General features: G+C 59.6%; 16 protein-coding genes. 13 read left to right on the forward strand and 3 right to left on the reverse strand.

What is annotated here, in order from left to right:
- Nucleotides 1-71 precede the first annotated feature (71 nt).
- Nucleotides 72-1,109 carry an L-glyceraldehyde 3-phosphate reductase gene (gene mgrA, locus BMY73_RS24585; protein ID WP_062385608.1) on the reverse strand — a complete coding sequence of 346 codons (1,038 nt, stop codon included), beginning with the start codon at nt 1,107-1,109 and terminating at the stop codon, nt 72-74.
- A gap of 215 nt (nt 1,110-1,324) precedes the next feature.
- Between mgrA and BMY73_RS24590 the strand changes: the two genes are divergently transcribed.
- A complete protein-coding gene (locus tag BMY73_RS24590; RefSeq protein WP_092410396.1) occupies nt 1,325-2,155 on the forward strand; it encodes a LysR family transcriptional regulator in 831 nt (276 codons plus the stop codon).
- 46 nt (nt 2,156-2,201) lie between these two features.
- Here the strand turns inward: BMY73_RS24590 and betT are convergent, their stop codons facing one another.
- Nucleotides 2,202-4,157, reverse strand: coding sequence for a choline transporter BetT (gene betT / locus BMY73_RS24595; RefSeq protein ID WP_162770535.1), 1,956 nt, complete (start codon nt 4,155-4,157; stop codon nt 2,202-2,204).
- Between the two features lie 415 nt (nt 4,158-4,572).
- Nucleotides 4,573-5,517, reverse strand: coding sequence for a serine O-acetyltransferase EpsC (gene epsC, locus BMY73_RS24600; RefSeq protein ID WP_062385647.1), 945 nt, complete (start codon nt 5,515-5,517; stop codon nt 4,573-4,575).
- 217 nt (nt 5,518-5,734) lie between these two features.
- On the opposite strand from epsC, the gene BMY73_RS24605 reads away from it, so the two are divergent.
- From BMY73_RS24605 to BMY73_RS24660, 12 genes are all read left to right on the forward strand, one after another.
- Nucleotides 5,735-6,736, forward strand: coding sequence for a D-cysteine desulfhydrase (locus tag BMY73_RS24605; RefSeq protein ID WP_092410398.1), 1,002 nt, complete (start codon nt 5,735-5,737; stop codon nt 6,734-6,736).
- 365 nt (nt 6,737-7,101) lie between these two features.
- Nucleotides 7,102-7,899, forward strand: coding sequence for a cystine ABC transporter substrate-binding protein (gene tcyJ / locus BMY73_RS24610; protein ID WP_062385616.1), 798 nt, complete (start codon nt 7,102-7,104; stop codon nt 7,897-7,899).
- Nucleotides 7,896-8,564 carry a cystine ABC transporter permease gene (gene tcyL, locus BMY73_RS24615; RefSeq protein WP_062385618.1) on the forward strand — a complete coding sequence of 223 codons (669 nt, stop codon included), beginning with the start codon at nt 7,896-7,898 and terminating at the stop codon, nt 8,562-8,564. Before tcyJ ends, tcyL begins: the two co-directional genes overlap by 4 nt.
- Nucleotides 8,565-8,567: 3 nt before the next feature.
- Nucleotides 8,568-9,311, forward strand: coding sequence for an L-cystine ABC transporter ATP-binding protein TcyN (gene tcyN / locus BMY73_RS24620; RefSeq protein WP_062385620.1), 744 nt, complete (start codon nt 8,568-8,570; stop codon nt 9,309-9,311).
- A 568-nt stretch (nt 9,312-9,879) separates the two neighbouring features.
- On the forward strand, nt 9,880-10,614 hold the full coding sequence (locus BMY73_RS24625) for a hypothetical protein (RefSeq protein ID WP_092410400.1): 735 nt from the start codon (nt 9,880-9,882) through the stop codon (nt 10,612-10,614).
- Nucleotides 10,615-11,090: 476 nt separating this feature from the next.
- Nucleotides 11,091-12,332 (forward strand): SfnB family sulfur acquisition oxidoreductase, encoded by a 1,242-nt coding sequence (locus tag BMY73_RS24630; protein ID WP_092410402.1) that lies wholly within the window; start codon nt 11,091-11,093, stop codon nt 12,330-12,332.
- Between the two features lie 22 nt (nt 12,333-12,354).
- Nucleotides 12,355-13,575, forward strand: coding sequence for an SfnB family sulfur acquisition oxidoreductase (locus BMY73_RS24635; RefSeq protein ID WP_092410404.1), 1,221 nt, complete (start codon nt 12,355-12,357; stop codon nt 13,573-13,575).
- Nucleotides 13,575-14,939, forward strand: a complete 1,365-nt coding sequence (locus BMY73_RS24640) for an LLM class flavin-dependent oxidoreductase (protein WP_092410406.1) — start codon at nt 13,575-13,577, stop codon at nt 14,937-14,939. The genes BMY73_RS24635 and BMY73_RS24640 overlap by 1 nt, the downstream gene beginning before the upstream one ends.
- A gap of 46 nt (nt 14,940-14,985) precedes the next feature.
- Nucleotides 14,986-15,780, forward strand: coding sequence for a MetQ/NlpA family ABC transporter substrate-binding protein (locus tag BMY73_RS24645; RefSeq protein ID WP_062385632.1), 795 nt, complete (start codon nt 14,986-14,988; stop codon nt 15,778-15,780).
- 1 nt (nt 15,781) lies between these two features.
- Nucleotides 15,782-16,909, forward strand: a complete 1,128-nt coding sequence (locus BMY73_RS24650) for a methionine ABC transporter ATP-binding protein (protein WP_092410408.1) — start codon at nt 15,782-15,784, stop codon at nt 16,907-16,909.
- On the forward strand, nt 16,899-17,543 hold the full coding sequence (locus BMY73_RS24655; RefSeq protein WP_092410410.1) for a methionine ABC transporter permease: 645 nt from the start codon (nt 16,899-16,901) through the stop codon (nt 17,541-17,543). The genes BMY73_RS24650 and BMY73_RS24655 overlap by 11 nt, the downstream gene beginning before the upstream one ends.
- Nucleotides 17,544-17,984: 441 nt before the next feature.
- On the forward strand, nt 17,985-18,611 hold the full coding sequence (locus BMY73_RS24660; RefSeq protein ID WP_092410412.1) for a class I SAM-dependent methyltransferase: 627 nt from the start codon (nt 17,985-17,987) through the stop codon (nt 18,609-18,611).
- Nucleotides 18,612-19,026: the final 415 nt, after the last annotated feature.

Raw genomic sequence — 19,026 nt, forward strand, 5'->3', positions numbered from 1 at the left:
TTACCTGACCGTGAAATGGCGTGCGCCGTTGGGGGCAGTGGCGTATGACCGCCCCCGGCAGTTGCAGCCTGTCACTCTGCCGAAGACGGTTTCTCCCACAGATTGATCCCGCCTTCCACGGCGAACCGATCGATCTCTGCTAGCTCTTCCTGGCTGAACGCAAGGTTATCCAGTGCACCGACGTTTTCGATGATCTGTTCAGGACGGCTCGCACCGATCAGGGCTGACGTCACGCGCGGATCGCGCAGCGTCCAGGCCAAGGCCATCTGCGCCAGGCTCTGGCCGCGGCGTTTGGCGATCTCGTTAAGCGCGCGTACGTGCTCGATGTTCTGCTCGGACAAATGCGAGGCCTGCAACGAACCGCCGCCCGGACGGTTGACCCGCGCATCCTTTGGAATGCCGTTCAGGTATTTGTCCGACAGCAGGCCTTGCGCCAGCGCCGTGAAAGCAATAACGCCGGCGCCCAGTTCTTCGGTCGTGTCCAGCAGGTCCTTTTCAATCCAGCGATTGAGCAGGTTGTAGGCCGGCTGATGGATCAACAGCGGGATTTTCCACTCCTTCAGCAGACCGGCGATCTCGCGGGTTTTCGCACCTGAGTACGAAGAGATGCCGATGTACAGCGCCTTGCCCTGTTGCACGGCGGTCGCCAACGCGCCGGCGGTTTCTTCCAGCGGGGTGTCCGGGTCGAAGCGGTGTGAATAAAAGATATCCACATAATCCAGCCCCATGCGCTGCAGGCTCTGGTCGAGGCTTGCCAGCACATATTTGCGTGAACCGCCGCCCTGACCGTATGGCCCCGGCCACATGTCCCAGCCCGCTTTAGTAGAAATGATCAGCTCGTCGCGATACGGCTTGAAGTCTTCGCGCAGCAAACGACCAAAATTGATTTCAGCACTGCCGTACGGCGGACCGTAGTTGTTGGCGAGATCAAAGTGGTTGATGCCCAGATCGAATGCGGTACGCAGCATGGCGCGCTGCGTGTCCATAGGGGTGCTGTCGCCGAAGTTGTGCCACAAGCCCATCGACAGGGCAGGCAACACCAGACCGCTGCGGCCTACTCGACGATACGGGATGCGTTCATAGCGGTTTTGTGCGGCGATGTAAGTCATTCAATCCTCTCTTTCTTGTCTGAATGATGAGCAGCCCAGTACAGCTCGGGCCTTCGCGGATATACACGGCGGCATCGGTTGCAGGGCTACGGCAACGTGTCAGGCCTGACATGCAGGAATAAGCACAACCGATAGCAACGTCTTAAAGCGAGTATATTCAGCCCCGGCAGTTGCCGAAAAATGCTTATTTCCTCTTGCTGGTATCGGTTTCTGATATGGATATTCGTCAACTCAGTGCGTTCATTGCGGTCTTTGAAGAGCGCAATATCACCTCGGCGGCACAGCGTCTGTTTACCAGCCAACCGACGCTTTCGGTCACCATTCGCCAGCTTGAAGAGGCGTTGGGCACGACACTGTTCCAGCGCTTGCCGCGCGGAGTGGAGGTGACGGATGACGCGCGCACGCTTTATCCGCAGGCCCGGCGATTGCTCGCGGAAGCCCATGCGCTGAGTAATCAGTTTCGGCAACGCAATGACCGGCTGGCGCTCGACATAGGCGTCGAAGGCGATATTGCCTCCAGCCACCTCGAAGCGTTTCTCGCCCTGGCCTATCAAGTCGTCCCGAACCTTTTGCTCACCTTACAGGAGGGTTGCACCGGCGATGCCCGGCTGTCGGTCGAGGAAGATTGCTGTGAGGACGAATTGTTTCTGCCGCTTTGGGAGGAGCCGTTTGTGCTGGCGATTCCTGCCCATCATCCCCTGGCCGATCACGCCACTCTGGATGAGGCCAGCCTGGCCAACGTTCGGTGGATAACCTGCCCCGCGCATCCCTCTCACCAGCGGCTGATGGAGTTATACAACCGCAGCTCCGCTTCGGTGGCCGCCACCGCTGGCAGCTTCACCCTGGCGCTGCGGCTGGTGGCAGCGGGCGCGGGGTTGGCGATGCTGCCTGAGTCCATGGCCGGTCACCATCCTGACGTTATCGCCCGACCCGCGAACGCCCCCAACCTCACTCGCCGCGTCGGGCTGTGCTACGCGGCGCAGGCCCTCGATACCCCGGCCCTGCGCTTGCTGCACGGGCATTTGCAGGCCAGCGCCAGCCTGTAGACGTGAGCCAGCTCGCGATAGGGTCAGGCATTAGCGCGACGGCTCGTTAACGCACCAAATGCAAAAACTGCATGTGCCGCTCGTACTGGTCGAGGATATCGTTGATCACCTGCTCCTTGGTGTAGCCCACCAGATCGTAATCCTGACTCCCCTCGCTCAGATGAACCTCAGCGCGGTAATAGCGACGGTTGTTCAATTGCTTGGAGCCCATTCCGGCACGGGCGAACGACGGCGTGAAATAACCCCGCATGGTCACCTGATAGATGAACGGCCGCTCCTCGCCATGTCCGATCTCAAGGCCGACCGTGTGATTGGCCGGATCAGGTTGGGTCACCACGCTCAGGCCTTTTTCCACGAACACGGCGGTGACGTCCTCAATGGCCGGGCGTACGGTTTGGTCCAGGAAACGATAGACCTCATCACGGGACGGGAAATGCACCGCTTGACTCAGACGTTGACGCCAGCCCCCACGCCGAGCGCCCGACACCGGCGCCAATGAGTACAACTGGGCAATCTGACGCTGCGATTCCATGTAAAACGCTTTGTGCAGGCCCCACATCATCAGCAGCAGGATCAGCGAGAACGGCAACGACGTGAGCACCACTGCCGACTTCAGCGCATCAATGCTGCCGGAGAACAACAGCCCACTGGTAATCAGTGCGGTCATCACGCCCCAGAACACTCGCAGCCACTTCGGGCCGTCTTCATCTGGACTGCCGCCTTTCGCAGAAAGCGTGGACAGCACGACGGTGCCCGAATCAGCCGATGTCACGAAGAAGACGAAGCTGATGAACACGGTGACGGCGATGACGGTCTTGCTCCATGGATAATTTTCCAGCATCAGGTACAGCGCCATGGACGGATCGTCGATGGCGGCCTGCCCTAACGCGGTCATGCCGTGGTTGAGCACTTGATCGATGGCGCTGTTGCCGAAGATCGACATCCAGGCCAGCGTGAAGCCCAGGGGAATCAACAGCACGCCGCAGACGAACTCGCGGATGGTCCGGCCGCGCGAGATACGTGCGATGAACAGCCCGACGAATGGCGACCAGGCAATCCACCACGCCCAATAGAACACGGTCCAGCCACCCAGCCAGTCGCTGGGTCCGTTGTACGCGTAGACATCGAAACTCTTGGCTGGCAGCGCGCCGAGGTAGTCACCAATGTTCTGCACCAGCGTATTGAGCAGATGCTGGGTCGGTCCGGCGAACAGCACGAACAGGAGTAACGCGCAGGCCAGCAGCATGTTGATGTCGGACATGACGCGCACGCCTTTGTCGACACCGGCGACCGCGACCAGAATCGCAGCCCCCATCATCAGCGTGATCAGGCCGACTTGAATCCACTGGGTGTGCGGCACGCCGAACAGGAAGTCCAGGCCGGAATTGAGGTGCAGGACGCCGAACCCCATGTCGGCACCCAGACCGAAGATGGTCGCAATGATGCCGAAGCCGTCCACCGCATAACCAATCGGGCCATTGATGCGCTTACCGATCAACGGATACAGCGCCGAGCGCAGCGCAAGTGGCAGGTTGTGCCGGTACGCGAAGTACGCCAGGGCCATGCCGACAAACGCAAACACGCCCCAACCGTGCAGGCCCCAGTGCAAAAACAACAACTGCATGGCCTGGCGCGCGGACTCGGTCGTACCGCCCTCGCCTTGAGGCGGCTGCATGAGATGGGTCAGCGGTTCGGAGACACAAAAGAAGAACAGCGTGATGCTGATCCCGGCGGCGAACAGCATGCCAGCCCACGACAGGTAGCTGAATTCGGGTTGATCATGATCCGCGCCAAGCTTGATCTTGCCGTATCCCGAAATGGCGGTGACCACGACAAACAGCAGATAAAGCGTCATGGCGAGCATGTAGTACCAGCCGACGGTGTTCGCCGCCCAGTTCTGAGCCGCCAGCAGCCACTCTCCAGCCGCCTTGGGAAAGCTGATGACGACGACACCGAAGATGAGAAGAAAGCTGGCGGCGAAGTAGAAAACGGGCGCGTTCATGCGAACGGGGGCGCTGCTTTGAGCGCTCGGAATACTCATACGAATACCGCCTTTCGGGCGGGCAAAATTTCCATGCAAATCTGATACGGCAAGGGCAGGCCTCCTGATGCGAGCGGGCAGCGAACCACCGGTTTAACTTGATTGAACGTTCAATTAAAACACGGTTAGTGGGCGAAGGACCAATTGGAAGGGCCCCGAGGCAACGCATGGGCACACCGCAAGCGGGGTAAAAACACCAAACGGTAGGAGCGTGGCTTGTCTCTGGGCCGCATCCGGACGATCGGCGGGGAACCCGTCGTAAAACCAATTCACACCATGATCCTGCAGCACCGCGTTTTTTCAGGTTCTACTGCCGATTCTCGGCAGATCGCGGGACAAGCCACGCTCCTACAGGATGCGCTGCATCGTCGAGACCTTACTTCTGACTCCCGTCATCATGCTGCAGGTTCGCCTGGTTAACGTTGCTGCCAGGTGGAACGCCGCGGGTCAGCCAGACGTTACCGCCAATGGTCGAGCCTTTGCCGATGGTGATGCGTCCCAGGATGGTCGCGCCCGCGTAGATCACCACGTCATCCTCCACAATCGGGTGACGCGCGTGGCCTTTCTGCAATTGACCGTCTTCGTCAGCCGGGAAGCGTTTCGCGCCAAGCGTCACGGCCTGGTAGATACGCACGCGCTCGCCGATGATCGCGGTTTCACCAATGACCACACCCGTTCCGTGATCGATGAAGAAGCTCGGCCCGATCTGCGCGCCGGGATGAATATCGATGCCGGTCGCCGAATGCGCCAGCTCCGAACTGATCCGCGCCAGCAAAGGCAAGCCGTTGTTATACAGATGGTGAGCGAGACGGTGATGAATTACCGCAAGGATGCCCGGGTAGCACAGCAGCACTTCATCAACGCTACGTGCGGCCGGGTCGCCGTGATAGGCCGCCAGCACATCGGTGTCGAGGATGCGGCGAATCTGCGGCAGCGCACTGGCGAAGTCCTGAATCAGCCGTTCGGCGTGTACATCGGCGCAACTGGCGTCCTCACCACGCTGACGAGCGACATACCGCAACTCCAGTCGCGCTTGAGCCAGCAGCGAATTCAGCGCAACGTCCAGCGTATAACCGACGTAGAAATCCTCGCTCTCTTCACGCAGGTCCACCGGGCCGAGCCGCATCGGGAACAGCGCGCCGATCAGGGCCTCGAGAATATCGCGAAGGGCTTCGCGAGATGGCAATTCACGGCCTCCCTTCTCACCGCTGACACGACCGTTACGGGTGCGCCAGTCATCACGCGCGGCGCGCAACTCACCCACAATCCGCTGTAACTGCCAGTGGCCGGTCACGCCCTGGGCACAGGCTTCGGGGGACAATTCGGGAATAGTGCTCACGCAGATTTCTCCTCATTTCGACGGCTCGTCAGGCTGGACATGGCCGAAGGTTGAGCCACTGTACGGCAAACATTTGGCGCAAAAAAATAACAATTTTCGTGAGGCTTTTGCCTGAGGCCCGTAGGAAATCGTCAGGTTGCCCTGTCGGTGTCGTCTGCCTATAGTCCAGCGACTCACTTGAAGACGTTCCGATACCACCATGATCAAACAACAGCTCGACCGTTTTAAACGCCTCGAATTGCTCGGCACCCCGACCCCGCTGGAGAAGCTCGAACGCCTGTCGGCCTGGACCGGACGCGACATTTATGTGAAGCGCGACGACATCACGCCACTGGCCATGGGCGGCAACAAACTGCGCAAGCTGGAATACCTGGCGGCTGACGCGCTGGCGCAGGGCGCCGACACACTGATCACTGCGGGCGCGATCCAGTCCAACCACGTCCGCCAGACAGCCGCGCTGGCCGCAAAACTGGGTCTGGGGTGCGTCGCCTTGCTGGAAAACCCCATTGCCACCGAAGACCGCAATTACTTGAGCAACGGAAACCGGCTACTGCTGGATTTATTCGACGCCAAGGTCGAACTCGTCGAGAACCTGGACGACGCTGAGGAGCAATTGCATGCGCTCGCCGCTCGGTTGCGCAACAGCGGCAAGAACCCGTATCGGGTGCCGATTGGCGGCTCCAGCCCCGTCGGTGCCCTCGGCTACGTCCGCGCCGGCTTCGAACTGGCCGAACAGATTCAGCAGACTGGCGTCGAATTTGCCGCCGTGGTGCTGGCCTCCGGCAGCGCCGGGACTCACAGCGGCCTGGGCATCGCGCTGGCAGAGGCATTGCCGCAATTGCCTGTCATTGGCGTGACCGTGTCTCGCCCGGAGGAAACCCAGGCGCCGAAGGTTCAGGGACTGGCCGAGCGCACCGTCGAACTGCTGGGCGAACCCTTACCGTCTGCCTTCAACGTCCAGCTGTGGGACGAGTACTTCGGCCCGCGTTACGGTGAGCCCAATGCAGGCACGCTCGCGGCGATCAAGCTGGTGGCCAGTCAGGAAGGTCTGCTGCTGGATCCGGTCTACACGGGTAAGGCCATGGCCGGGCTGCTGGACGGTATTGGTCGGCAACGTTTCAACGAAGGTCCCATCATCTTTCTGCACACGGGCGGTGCGCCAGCGTTGTTTGCGTACCCGGACGTTTTTTCGGCTCAATGAGCCACGCTACGCACCTGTAGGAGCGTGGCTTGTCCCGCGATCGACTGCGCAGCAGTCGCAATTGCAGACCACTTGATACATCTGACGCACCAAGATATTTGAATTTGCTGGCTGTGCCCGCCAGATCGCGGGACGAGCCACGCTCCTACAGGTCGATGGGCGGCGCGTGACTTCTATATGCAAAAAACAAATAAGCGATTCGGGTTTAATTATTTTTCATCCTGAACGACTGCTTCTATGATCGCGCCGCACCACCATTCGAATACCCGGCAGAGCACTGAAAAAGCTGGATAAAAGCGCGGTGCCACAGTAGTTTCGTCAGGTCTGAAGCTTGCCTGACATACCAATTAAAACAGGGGACTCACATGAACATGTCTGCAATCCGCCGCACCTTCCTGCTGTCGGCATTCAGTCTGGTGCTGGGCACCGGTCTGGTGACCCAGGCCGTCGCTGGCGAGCAGCTGGAAACCATCAAGAAGAACGGCACCCTCAACGTCGGTCTTGAAGGCACGTATCCACCGTTCAGTTACGTTGGCGAAGACGGCAAGCTGACCGGTTTCGAAGTTGAGTTCTCCGAGGCGTTGGCCAAGGAACTGGGCGTCAAGGCCAAGCTGACCGCTACCCCATGGGCGGGCATTCTGGCCGCTCTGGAGTCCAAGCGTCTGGACGTCGTGATCAACCAGGTCACCATCTCCGACGAGCGCAAGAAGAAGTACGACTTCTCCGAACCGTATACCGTGTCGGGCATTCAGGCGCTGGTGCAAGCCAAGGACGTTGGCGTCATCAAGACCGCTGCTGATCTGAAAGGCAAGAAAGTCGGGGTGGGTCTGGGCACCAACTACGAAGAATGGCTGAAGGCCAACGTCCCTGACGCCATCGTCAAAACCTATGACGATGATCCGACCAAATATCAGGACCTGCGTGTAGGCCGCATCGACGCCATTCTGGTCGACCGTCTGGCCGCGCTGGAACTGATCGCCAAGACCAAGGACAAGCTGGCCGTTTCCGGCGAACCCTTCTCCCGTCAGGAAGCCGGTATCGCACTGCGCAAGGGCGAGCCTGAGCTGCTGGATGCGATAAACAAGGCCATCGACAAACTGCGCGCCGACGGCACACTCGCCAAGCTGTCGCAAAAGTACTTCAAGGCTGACGTGACCAAATGATTCCAGAGAGCCTACAGCTCGCGCTGGACTCCGCGCCCTTTCTGCTAAAGGGCGCGTATTACACGGTGGGTCTGAGTCTGGGATCGATGTTCTTCGGATTGGTGCTGGGCTTCGGCCTGGCACTGATGCGTTTGTCGAAGGTCTGGGTCATCAGCGCCATTGCCAGGGTTTACGTGTCGTTCTTTCGCGGCACCCCCCTGCTGGTTCAGCTGTTCATGATTTATTACGGCCTGCCTGACCTCGGCATCGAACTGGATGCCATCAGCGCAGCACTCATCGGTTTGTCACTGAACATGGCCGCCTACGCCTGCGAGATCCTTCGCGCGGCGATTGGTGCCGTGGACCGGGGGCAGTGGGAAGCAGCCGCGAGTATCGGCATGACCCGCGCGCAGACCATGCGCCGCGCGATCCTGCCGCAAGCCGCGCGTACCGCCCTGCCACCGCTGGGCAATAGCTTCATTTCACTGGTCAAGGACACCGCCATGGCCGCCACCATCCAGGTGCCGGAGGTGTTTCGCCAGGCGCAGCTGATTTCCTCGAGAACACTTGAGGTCTTCACCATGTACCTCACCGTCGCGGTGATCTACTGGGTGTTGTGCACGGTACTCGCGCACGTTCAGAACCGTCTGGAAGCACGGGCCAACCGCCACGACGTGGAGTCTTGAGGCATGATCACCGTTGAAAAACTGACCAAGGAATTCAGGGGCAACCAAGTCCTCAAGGGCATCGACCTCAACGTCGAGGCCGGCGAAGTGGTCGCCATCATCGGTCCCAGCGGCTCGGGCAAGACGACCTTGCTGCGGTGTCTGAATTTTCTTGAAGAACCCACCTCCGGAACCATCGTCGTCGGTGATATCAAGGTCGACGGCAGCAAACCCATCAGCCAGCAACAGGGGCTGATCCGCCAACTGCGTCAGCACGTCGGCTTCGTGTTCCAGAACTTCAACCTGTTCCCTCACCGTACAGCGCTGGAAAACGTCATTGAAGGCCCGATCGTGGTCAAGAAGATGCCTCGCGAACAGGCAGTCGAACTGGGACGCGCCCTCCTGGCCAAGGTCGGTCTGGCGGGCAAGGAGGATGCGTATCCTCGTCGCCTTTCCGGAGGCCAGCAACAACGCGTGGCCATCGCCAGGGCCCTGGCAATGGAGCCCGAAGTGATTCTTTTCGACGAACCCACTTCCGCGCTCGACCCCGAGCTGGTGGGCGAGGTGCTCAATGCCATCCGGGCCTTGGCAGAGGAGAACCGCACGATGGTCATCGTCACGCACGAGATGAGCTTCGCCCGCGATGTCGCTAACCGCGTGGTATTCATCGACAAAGGCGTCATCGTCGAACAAGGTGAGGCCAAAGCGTTGTTTGCCAACCCGAAGGAAGAACGAACCCGGCAGTTTCTGGAGCGCAGCAGGAATTAGTCCTACATCGCGCGTATAAAAAGACGGCGCTATTAAGCGCCGTTTTCTTTGCTCCCAATATTTAGAAAAATATGGATCCGTCAAAACCCTTTCTCATATCCCCCTCGATCCTGTCCATTCCTATCCAATATTTGAATGTAATGCGTAACTGGCCGGTGCCTCTTCAAAGTTCAAGTATTGAACTGCCATTGCACGACAACTGAGTCTGGCGTTTAACCGGAAGCACATACTTTCCTCTCTCCCACCAGGGAATGCCTGACGCAGTAGGACAATGCCCAGCCCCTTGCGCACCACAGACAGGACGTTTCCGTAAGAAATGTCTTTTTCTCCAATTCGCATACTGTTACGGCTTTTTTATCGTTGACATAAATGCGGCAACACAATTACCTCGATGACAACTTACAAAGCGCTCTTGAAAAAATAACAACCCCGAATTTGGATCCGTTTGTAATGTTTGCCAACACCATGCGCCGAGCGTGTACTAATCACATCGATTTCAAGTTGCTATTGCGATGACGGACATCGCCGCATGCCTTATTCAGGTTTCACATTCAATGAGTATTCAAAGATGATCCAGACCCCTGTGAGTTACACACCCGTCACGCTCCTGGCCCCCTGCCTGCCTCAGTCGAACAAACAAGGCATCGGGGCGCTGGCAGCGTCGCGCCTACTGGTGCATATCAACCCCTACCCCGAAATGGAGTGCGGCGACCTGATCGAACTGTTTTGGGGAGACTGTTACGTCGCGTCAACACTTTTAACGGCGTCTGACATCGGTCATACATCCGTCCTACATGTGCCGGAGAGTTTCCTGCGTAGCGGAAAGGTAAAGACCTATTACACAGTCACCAAGATAGGCGGTGAGCCCATGAAATCTCCCTGCCACAAACTCTGGGTCAAACTGGAGACTCCCGGCGGTCATTTGGTCAGCCCGGATGGCGAAGAGAATCAGGGGCTGGCACCGGTGAGGTTTGCAGACGCAAGCCTGTGCCAGGGCCTGACCTCGAAGCAGTTTAAAAAGGGGGTCGATATCATCATCGAGCCTTATCTGAACATGGAGGTTCATGACGAGATCACGTTGCGCTGGGGGGATCTGCGTATGGATTTGCCTGCACTCACCGAACGTGAAGTCGGTCAGGCCATCACTGTTCACATGCCGGCCACCTTGATCAGCGAAGCAGAAGACGATCTGCACCAGGAGATCACCTACTGTGTCATTGACCGCGTGGGCAATAATTCGCGATGGGCGCCAGCTCGATCGGTCAAGGCGTTTACAGGCGACTCGAATATTCCTGACGACTGAAGCACTGCCTCAAACGGCGGCGTCGCGGTACCGACGCATGGGCCGCGACTCGCCGTTTGCTGAAAACGTGGAGCGTTTCACACCTGCGAAACAGAACGGAAAAATCCCACAGCATCTAGCAACTAATCCTACCGATTCACCGAAGTCTGAAAAAAACAGGGCTGCTAGCCTCGGGGAAACCCTTCAGGAGGCGTTAGCGATGCACTGCAGACTTATCCTCAAGTACGCGATTCTCATGCTGGTCTTCAGCTCCTGTCTGGCCTACGCGCAACTTGTCTGAACAGTCCATGAATGGTCTTCCAACCTTCTATGCTTATTCCTAAACGTTAGTTTATTTAATTTTTATACACGCTTAGGGTATATACACCGGACCACCGGACCATCGTCAGTTTGTCTGCCGCCATTGCGGTTTTGATTCGAGGTTCGAATGGTCAAGCACCCCTATCCCCGTGCACTCGCTCGCGCAGGTCATCACCATGACTGAATTGAGCGCCCTGTCTGTCCAGCACACCCTGGACACTGCTCCTCCTTTGCTGCCCGCCACCGTTTTGCGCAACGATGCCGAAGCGCTGGCTGCCGCCCGGGAACTTGCCGCCCTCGTGCGCATGAACGCCGCAGCACGCGATCGCGAACGGCAGCTGCCCTGGGCCGAGGTCGAGCGATTTACCCGCAGCGGTCTTGGCAGCATTTCCGTGCCGCGCCTCTATGGCGGTCCGCAGGTATCGTTTGTCACTGTCGCCAAAGTGTTCGCCATCCTTTCAGCCGCCGACCCGGCGGTCGGGCAGATCCCGCAGAACCACTTTGGAATCCTGAACTCCCTCATCGGCAGTGCCACCGACGCGCAGTTGAAGGTCTTGTTCGAGAGCGTTCTGAACGGCGCGCGCATTGGCAATGGCGGCCCGGAACGTGGCACCAAAAACACCCTTGATGTGAAAACCCGTCTCACCGGCGACGGCGATCACTTTTTGCTCAACGGCCGCAAGTTCTACTCAACCGGCGCACTGTTCGCGCATTGGGTCGCGGTCAAGGCGATCAACGACGACGGCCATCAGGTTCTGGTCTTTGTGCCCCGTGGTACACCTGGCCTGCACATCATTGATGACTGGTCCGGATTTGGGCAACGCACCACCGCCAGCGGCAGCGTATTGCTGGAGAACGTGCGCGTGAGCCGTGACCACGTCGTTGAAAACTGGAAACTCGGGTTGTCACCCAACATTCAGGGCGCGGTTTCCCAGCTGATTCAAGCGGCCATCGACGCAGGGATTGCCCGGGAAGCCATTGACGACACCATCCGCTTCGTCCGCGAACGTTCTCGTCCGTGGATCGAGGCCAATGTCGAACGCGCCAGCGATGACCCTTACGTGATCGCCGACATCGGCAAGCTCAAGCTGGAGCTGCATGCCGCCGAGGCATTGCTGCACAAGGCAGGTCGCGTGCTGGACGAAATCGCTTCTGCGCCCATCGATGCGCAGTCGGCGGCGCGCGCGTCCATCGTGGTGGCCGAGGCCAAGGTGTTGACCACCGACATCGCTCTGCACGCCAGCGAGAAGCTGTTCGAACTGTCTGGCAGCCGGGCCACCCTCGCCGAATTCAACCTCGATCGTCACTGGCGCAATGCGCGGGTTCACACCCTTCACGACCCCGTGCGCTGGAAGGTCCACGCCGTCGGCGCCTGGCACCTCAACGGCACCCTGCCTGCCCGTCACTCCTGGATCTGACAAGAGCACTGGAAACATACTTATGAGCATTCAATCCGTGCCGCGTGACACACAGACGTCGAACGCAATCGCGGTCATTCGGGACGACGTCGAAGCGTTGGCCGTCGCCCGGTCGCTGGCCGAACATTTCAAGCAACACAGCGCCGAGCGTGATCGTGAGCGTCGACTGCCGCACCTCGAACTGGAACAGTTTTCCCGCTCGGGACTGTGGGGCATCAGCGTCCCGAAAGCTTTCGGTGGCGCGGGCGTTTCCAGCGTAACGCTGGCCGAGGTCATTCGGCTCATCTCCGCAGCCGATGGCTCGTTGGGACAGATCCCGCAAAACCATTTTTATGCCCTTGAAGTGCTGCGCGTGAACGGCAGCGCCAAGCAGCAAAAACGGTTGTACGCCGAGGTGCTCGCGGGCCAGCGTTTCGGCAACGCGTTGGCTGAACTGGGCACCAAGACCGCCCACGACCGCACCACACGACTGAGCCGTGACGGTAAAGGCTGGCGCATCAACGGCCGCAAGTTCTACGCGACCGGTGCGCTGTATGCCCAGCGTATTCCGACGTCTGTGATCGACGAGGACGGCGTTCAGCAACTGGCGTTCGTTCCGGCAAAGGCGACGGGACTGAGCGTGATCGACGACTGGAGCGGTTTCGGTCAACGCACCACCGGAAGCGGCTCAGTGGTGTTCGATAACGTCTTCGTAGACGCCGATGACGTGGTGCCCTTTCAAACGGCCTTCGAGCGTCCCACCACGGTAGGCCCGCTGGCGCAGATCCTTCATGCCGCCATCGATACCGGCATCGCGCGCGCGGCGTACGAAGACGCCCTCCATTTCGTCCGAACGCGTACGCGCCCGTGGATCGACTCCGGGATCGAAAAAGCTGTCGACGACCCCCTGACCCTGCACAGCTTTGGCAAGCTCGCCATTCGCCTGCACGCCGCCGAAGCGCTGCTTGAGCGGGCGGGTGACTACCTGGATCGCGCACAAGCCCGGACCACGGCGAACACCTTGGCCGACGCGTCGATTGCCGTCGCCGAAGCCCGCGCCATCAGCACCGAGATCTCATTGGCCGCGAGCAGCACGCTGTTCGAGCTGTCCGGCTCACAGGCCACCCTGGCCGAACACGGCCTGGACCGGCATTGGCGCAATGCACGGGTGCACACGCTGCACGACCCCGTGCGCTGGAAGTACCACGCCATTGGCAATTTCTACCTCAACGACGTCAACCCGCCGCGCCGGGGGACGATCTGATGAGCAAGAAAAAAATCCTGCTCAACGCGTTCAACATGAACTGCATCGGCCACATCAACCATGGCTTCTGGACGCATCCGCGAGACACCTCGACCCAGTACAAGACGGTCGAGTACTGGACGAGTCTGGCGCAACTGCTGGAGCGCGGGTTGTTCGACGGGCTGTTCGTCGCCGACATCGTCGGTGTTTACGACGTGTATCAACAGTCGGTCGATGTCCCGTTGCGAGAGGCGATTCAGCTGCCCGTCAACGACCCGCTGTTGCTGGTGTCGGCCATGGCGGCGGTCACGAAAAATCTCGGGTTCGGACTGACCGCCAACCTCACCTACGAAGCGCCCTATCTGTTCGCCCGGCGCATGTCGACGCTGGACCATCTCACACGCGGCCGCGTGGGCTGGAACATCGTCACCGGTTATCTGGACAGCGCCGCCAGGGCCATGGGTCTCAAGGAACAGATCGAGCACGACCGCCGATACGATCAGGCGGACGAATACCTGGAGGTGCTCTACAAGCTCTGGGAGGGCAGCTGGGAAGACGACGCGGTGATTGGGGACCGACAGGCGCGCGTGTATGCCCGACCGGAGAAAGTGCATTACGTGCGCCACAGCGGCGAGTTCTATCAGGTCGAGGGTTATCACCTGTGCGAGCCCTCCCCACAACGCACACCCGTGTTGTTTCAAGCCGGCAGCTCCGACCGGGGCTTACAGTTCGCGGGCAGTAACGCCGAATGCGTGTTCATCAGTGGACAGAACAAACCCGCGACCCGCGAGCAGGTGAACCGGGTACGCGCCAGCGCTGTCGCGGCAGGGCGTAATCCAGACGACATCAAGGTGTTCATGGGCCTCAACGTTATCGTCGGCGCCACCGAGCAAGCCGCCCGGGCCAAGCATGCGGAGTACCTGGAGTACGCCAGCGCCGAGGCCGGACTGGCGCATTTTTCCGCGTCGACCGGAATCGACTTCGCCGGCTATGACCTGAATGAGCCTATCCAGCACGTTAAAGGCAACGCCATTCAGTCGGCGACGAAGATCCTCAAAAACAACGACTGGACACGTCAGAAACTGCTCGATCAGCACGCACTGGGCGGTCGTTACTTCACCGTCATCGGTTCGCCCGGGCAGGTCGCTGACGAGCTGGAGTCCTGGATTGCCGAAACAGGCCTGGACGGCTTCAACCTGACCCGGATCGTAACCCCCGAGAGCTACGAAGATTTCATCGACCTGGTGATTCCCGAATTACAGAAGCGTGGGTCGTACAAAACCGCCTACGAGCAAGGAACGTTGCGCGAGAAGTTGTTCGCCGAGGGTGGACCAACGCTGCCGGAGCGGCACGCGGGCGCGGGTTACCGCAAGCGCACTGACTGACGATGAACATTCAACCCAGACCAACGACTGAACCGGACAACACACCATGAGCAAAACACTTCTGACGCTGGCCCTCTCCCTCGGCCTGTTCACCGGCTTCGCGCAAGCCACCGATCAACCGTTGAAAATCGGCACCACCGCCGCTTTCGCGATTCCGCTGGAAGCCGCCGTCGCCGAAGCCGACAAGCAAGGCCTGAAGGTCGAACTGGTGGAATTCACCGACTGGATCGCGCCCAATGTCAGCCTCAATGCGGGCGACATCGATGTGAATTACTTCCAGCACATTCCGTTTCTGGAAAATGCCAAGGCGGCATCGGGCTTTGACCTCGTTCCTTACGCGCCGGGCATCATCAACAACGTCGGGCTGTATTCGAAGCAGTACAAAAGCTTCGATGAATTGCCAACCGGCGCCACGGTGGCCATCGCCAACGACCCGATCAACAGCGGGCGCGGTCTGCAACTGCTGGCTAAGGCGGGTCTGATCACCCTCAAGCCCGGCGTGGGCTACAAGGCGACCGAAGATGACATCACCAGCAACCCGAAAAAGCTCAAGCTGATTCAGGTCGAGGCAGTGCAACTGGTACGCGCCTATGACGACGCCGATCTGGTCCAGGGTTACCCCGCCTACATACGTCTGGCAAAAACCTTCGACGCCAGCTCGGCCATTCTCTTTGACGGCCTCGACCACCCTGAATACGTCATCCAGTTCGTGATCAAGCCGGACCACAGGAACGACCCTCGACTGGCCCGATTCGTCGACATCTACCAACACTCGCCAGTGGTGCGTGCCTCGCTGGACAAGGTGAATGGCTCGCTGTACCAGGTTGGCTGGAAGAACTGACATGACCGCGATCGCCCAACCTTCATCGCCGCCAGAACCCACTGTTGCTCGCGCAGCCGAGCGAGCCGAGCTTTTTCCCGAGAAAGCCCACGCCCATGTGCGCTTCAGCCAACTGGGCAAAATTTACGCAGGCCAACAAGGCCCGGTCGCGGCCCTTCAAGGCATCGATCTGGATATCCAGCGCGGCGAGATATTCGGGATCATCGGACGCAGCGGCGCAGGCAAATCGTCGTTGATTCGCACCATCAACCGCCTGGAACAACCCAGCAGTGGCCGAGTATTGATCGATCAGGTCGACATCGCAGCCTTCAACGAAGACAAGCTGGTGGAACTGCGTCGAAGGATCGGCATGATCTTTCAGCACTTCAACCTGATGTCCGCCAAGACGGTCTGGAAAAACGTCGAGCTGCCTTTGAAAGTGGCGGGCGTACCCAAGGAGCAACGTCAGCGCAAGGTCGCTGAACTGCTGGAGCTGGTGGGTCTGCAGGACAAACACACCGTCTATCCCGCGCAGTTGTCAGGCGGACAGAAGCAGCGCGTCGGCATCGCCCGCGCGCTGGTACACGACCCGGCAATTCTGCTGTGCGATGAGGCCACCTCCGCGCTCGACCCGGAAACCACACAGTCGATTCTTTCGCTGTTGCGTGACATCAATCGGCGACTCGGCCTGACGATTATCCTGATCACGCACGAAATGGCCGTGATCCGCGAAATCTGCGACCGCGTCGTGGTGCTTGAACGCGGACAGATCGTCGAACAAGGGCCGGTCTGGCAAGTGTTCGGCGATCCTCAACATGAGGTGAGCAAAACCCTGTTGGCGCCGTTGCAACACGCGCTGCCCGATGACCTGCAGGCGTGCTTGCGGCCCCAGCCCTCTGACGGACACCGCAGTGTCGTGCTCGACCTGCAGTTTACGGGCGGCACTGCCCATGAGCCTGATCTGTCGGCCTTGTTCGGCGCGTTCGGTGGCCGCGTCAGTTTGTTGCACGGCGGTGTAGAGCGTATTCAAGGCCGGGCGCTGGGACACCTTTTGCTGGTTATTCGTCATTCGTCGTTGTCCGTCGAAGAGCTGCTCATTCGCGCCCGCAAACAGGCGCAACACGTACAGGTACTCGGTTATGTGGCTTGATCGTTTGTGGCAAGGGGTGATCGACACGCTCCTAATGGTCGGGGTGTCATCGTTGATTGCGCTGATTCTGGGTATCCCGCTGGCCGTGATTCTGGTCACCAGCGGCAAAGGCGGGATCTTCGAAGCGCCGAACGTCAACCGTGTGCTGGGTGCATTCGTCAACATCTTCCGCTCGGTGCCGTTTCTGATTCTGATGGTCGCGCTGATACCGCTCACCCGGCTGATCGTCGGCACGACTTACGGGGTCTGGGCCGCCGTCGTTCCGCTGACCATTGCCGCCACGCCGTTCTTCGCACGCATCGCTGAAGTCAGCTTGCGGGAAGTGGACCATGGCCTGATCGAAGTCGCGCAAGCCATGGGCTGCCGCCGCTGGCACATCGTCTGGCACGTGCTGTTACCCGAAGCGCTGCCCGGGATTGTCGGCGGCTTCACCATCACCCTGGTGACCATGATCAACTCCTCGGCCATGGCCGGCGCAATCGGCGCAGGCGGCCTGGGTGACATCGCCTATCGCTACGGCTATCAGCGTTTCGACACGCAAGTGATGCTCACCGTGATCGTATTGCTGGTGGTGCTGGTGGCGGTCATTCAAGTGGGCGGGGACAGGCTGGCGGTGCGGTTGAACAAACGGTGATTGCGTGGCAATGGTACGGGTTCTTCGACCCGGGAACGGAGTTGCGAGACACGTCGAATCGCGATCTGAGGGTATGCCGCCCGTTTCGAATGCTCCCCAAACCCGTAGCAAGGCTGTGCCTGACATGACTTCACTTTGTGCGGAATCAGGATCTGAGAGGGTTCGCGGCTTCTGAATAGCAGGTTGACGCGGTACCTGTAGGAGCGTGGCTTGTCCCGCGATCTGCCGGGAACCGGCAGCAAGATCTGTGCATGCGGTGTGTCAGGCATAAACGGGTCGCCTGGTTTTGCTGCCGCTGCGCGGCAGATCGCGGGACAAGCCACGCTCCTACACCTTGCAGGCAAAAGCCTTCGAGGAAGCTGTTGCTGGTTTTTCCCTGACAATTGCCCAAAACCTGAGCAAGGGTATATTGGCGGCTTCTCCGCTCTAGAATTCGCCTCAATGAAACTCGACTCGCAAGACCTCGCGCAGATCACCACCGTCACTCTGGGCAATTACAACGCCGTGGCCGAAGGCTTCCGCGAAGGGACACGGGATCACGACGTCAGTCAGAACATCCATGCGCTGCTGCGCAATATTCGAAGCGTAGCGCCGTTTCAGATTCTGGATTTCGGATGCGGGCCAGGCCGGGACTTGCGAGCATTCACGGCGATGGGACATATCGCCACCGGGCTGGACGGCTCGGAGCGTTTCGCCGAGATGGCACGCGCGGACAGCGGCTGCGAGGTGTTGCACCAGAACTTCCTGGAGCTCGACCTGCCTGCCGAACGCTTCGACGGCATCTTCGCCAACGCGTCGCTGTTTCATGTCCCGCGTCAAGAACTCCCGCGCGTGCTGCGCGAGTTGCGAGCCGCCTTGAAACCGGACGGCGTGCTGTTCAGCTCCAATCCGCGTGGCGATAATCAGGAAGGCTGGAAGGGTGAGCGCTACGGCTCGTTTCACGACCTCGAATCATGGAGCGCGCTGCTAACCGACGCCGGGTTTGTCGAGGTGGAACACTACTATCGGCCTGAAGGGCTGCCGCGGGAACAGCAGCCATGGCTGGCGAGCGTGTGGCGCAGGGTTTAGCCCGCGCCTGCCCGAAGGACGTGGGAGATTCTATGGTTCTCGAACCGGTGGTATCAGCCCGGTTTCGAGAGTCGCAACGCCTGACAGCATGCGCCACATCCCGGATGACGCAGAGCGTCATTGAATGTGTTACCACGCGGAGCGTCGTAACAATCAGCTTGCTCGCGATGGCGTGAGCCAGTTTCATCAAAGGTGAATGACAAACCGCATTCGTCAGCAAGCTGACTCCCACAGGTTTTGCGTTCGACCGGCCGTTGATGCGGCGACCTACGAAAGCGCATGGCGCGCTTCGCTTTTGATCTTGATCTTCATACCGCAGCAGGCCAGACACCACAAAGCGCGACTTGGGTGCAGGCCAAACGCAGACGACGCGCAGTGGGCCGAGCGGCATGGATGCCGCGAGAGCGCCGTCAGG

It is taken from the genome of Pseudomonas sp. NFACC02, assembly GCF_900110765.1.
Classification (GTDB): Bacteria; Pseudomonadota; Gammaproteobacteria; order Pseudomonadales; family Pseudomonadaceae; genus Aquipseudomonas.

Coding starts and splice junctions, on each gene's coding strand:
- BMY73_RS24605 (WP_092410398.1), top strand. CDS start 5,735: ATGATCAAACAACAGCTCGACCGTTTTAAACGCCTCGAATTGCTCGGC.
- tcyN (WP_062385620.1), top strand. CDS start 8,568: ATGATCACCGTTGAAAAACTGACCAAGGAATTCAGGGGCAACCAAGTC.
- BMY73_RS24640 (WP_092410406.1), top strand. CDS start 13,575: ATGAGCAAGAAAAAAATCCTGCTCAACGCGTTCAACATGAACTGCATC.
- BMY73_RS24660 (WP_092410412.1), top strand. CDS start 17,985: ATGAAACTCGACTCGCAAGACCTCGCGCAGATCACCACCGTCACTCTG.
- BMY73_RS24645 (WP_062385632.1), top strand. CDS start 14,986: ATGAGCAAAACACTTCTGACGCTGGCCCTCTCCCTCGGCCTGTTCACC.
- tcyJ (WP_062385616.1), top strand. CDS start 7,102: ATGAACATGTCTGCAATCCGCCGCACCTTCCTGCTGTCGGCATTCAGT.
- mgrA (WP_062385608.1), bottom strand. CDS start 1,109: ATGACTTACATCGCCGCACAAAACCGCTATGAACGCATCCCGTATCGT.
- BMY73_RS24625 (WP_092410400.1), top strand. CDS start 9,880: ATGATCCAGACCCCTGTGAGTTACACACCCGTCACGCTCCTGGCCCCC.
- BMY73_RS24590 (WP_092410396.1), top strand. CDS start 1,325: ATGGATATTCGTCAACTCAGTGCGTTCATTGCGGTCTTTGAAGAGCGC.
- tcyL (WP_062385618.1), top strand. CDS start 7,896: ATGATTCCAGAGAGCCTACAGCTCGCGCTGGACTCCGCGCCCTTTCTG.
- betT (WP_162770535.1), bottom strand. CDS start 4,157: ATGAACGCGCCCGTTTTCTACTTCGCCGCCAGCTTTCTTCTCATCTTC.
- BMY73_RS24650 (WP_092410408.1), top strand. CDS start 15,782: ATGACCGCGATCGCCCAACCTTCATCGCCGCCAGAACCCACTGTTGCT.
- BMY73_RS24655 (WP_092410410.1), top strand. CDS start 16,899: ATGTGGCTTGATCGTTTGTGGCAAGGGGTGATCGACACGCTCCTAATG.
- BMY73_RS24630 (WP_092410402.1), top strand. CDS start 11,091: ATGACTGAATTGAGCGCCCTGTCTGTCCAGCACACCCTGGACACTGCT.
- BMY73_RS24635 (WP_092410404.1), top strand. CDS start 12,355: ATGAGCATTCAATCCGTGCCGCGTGACACACAGACGTCGAACGCAATC.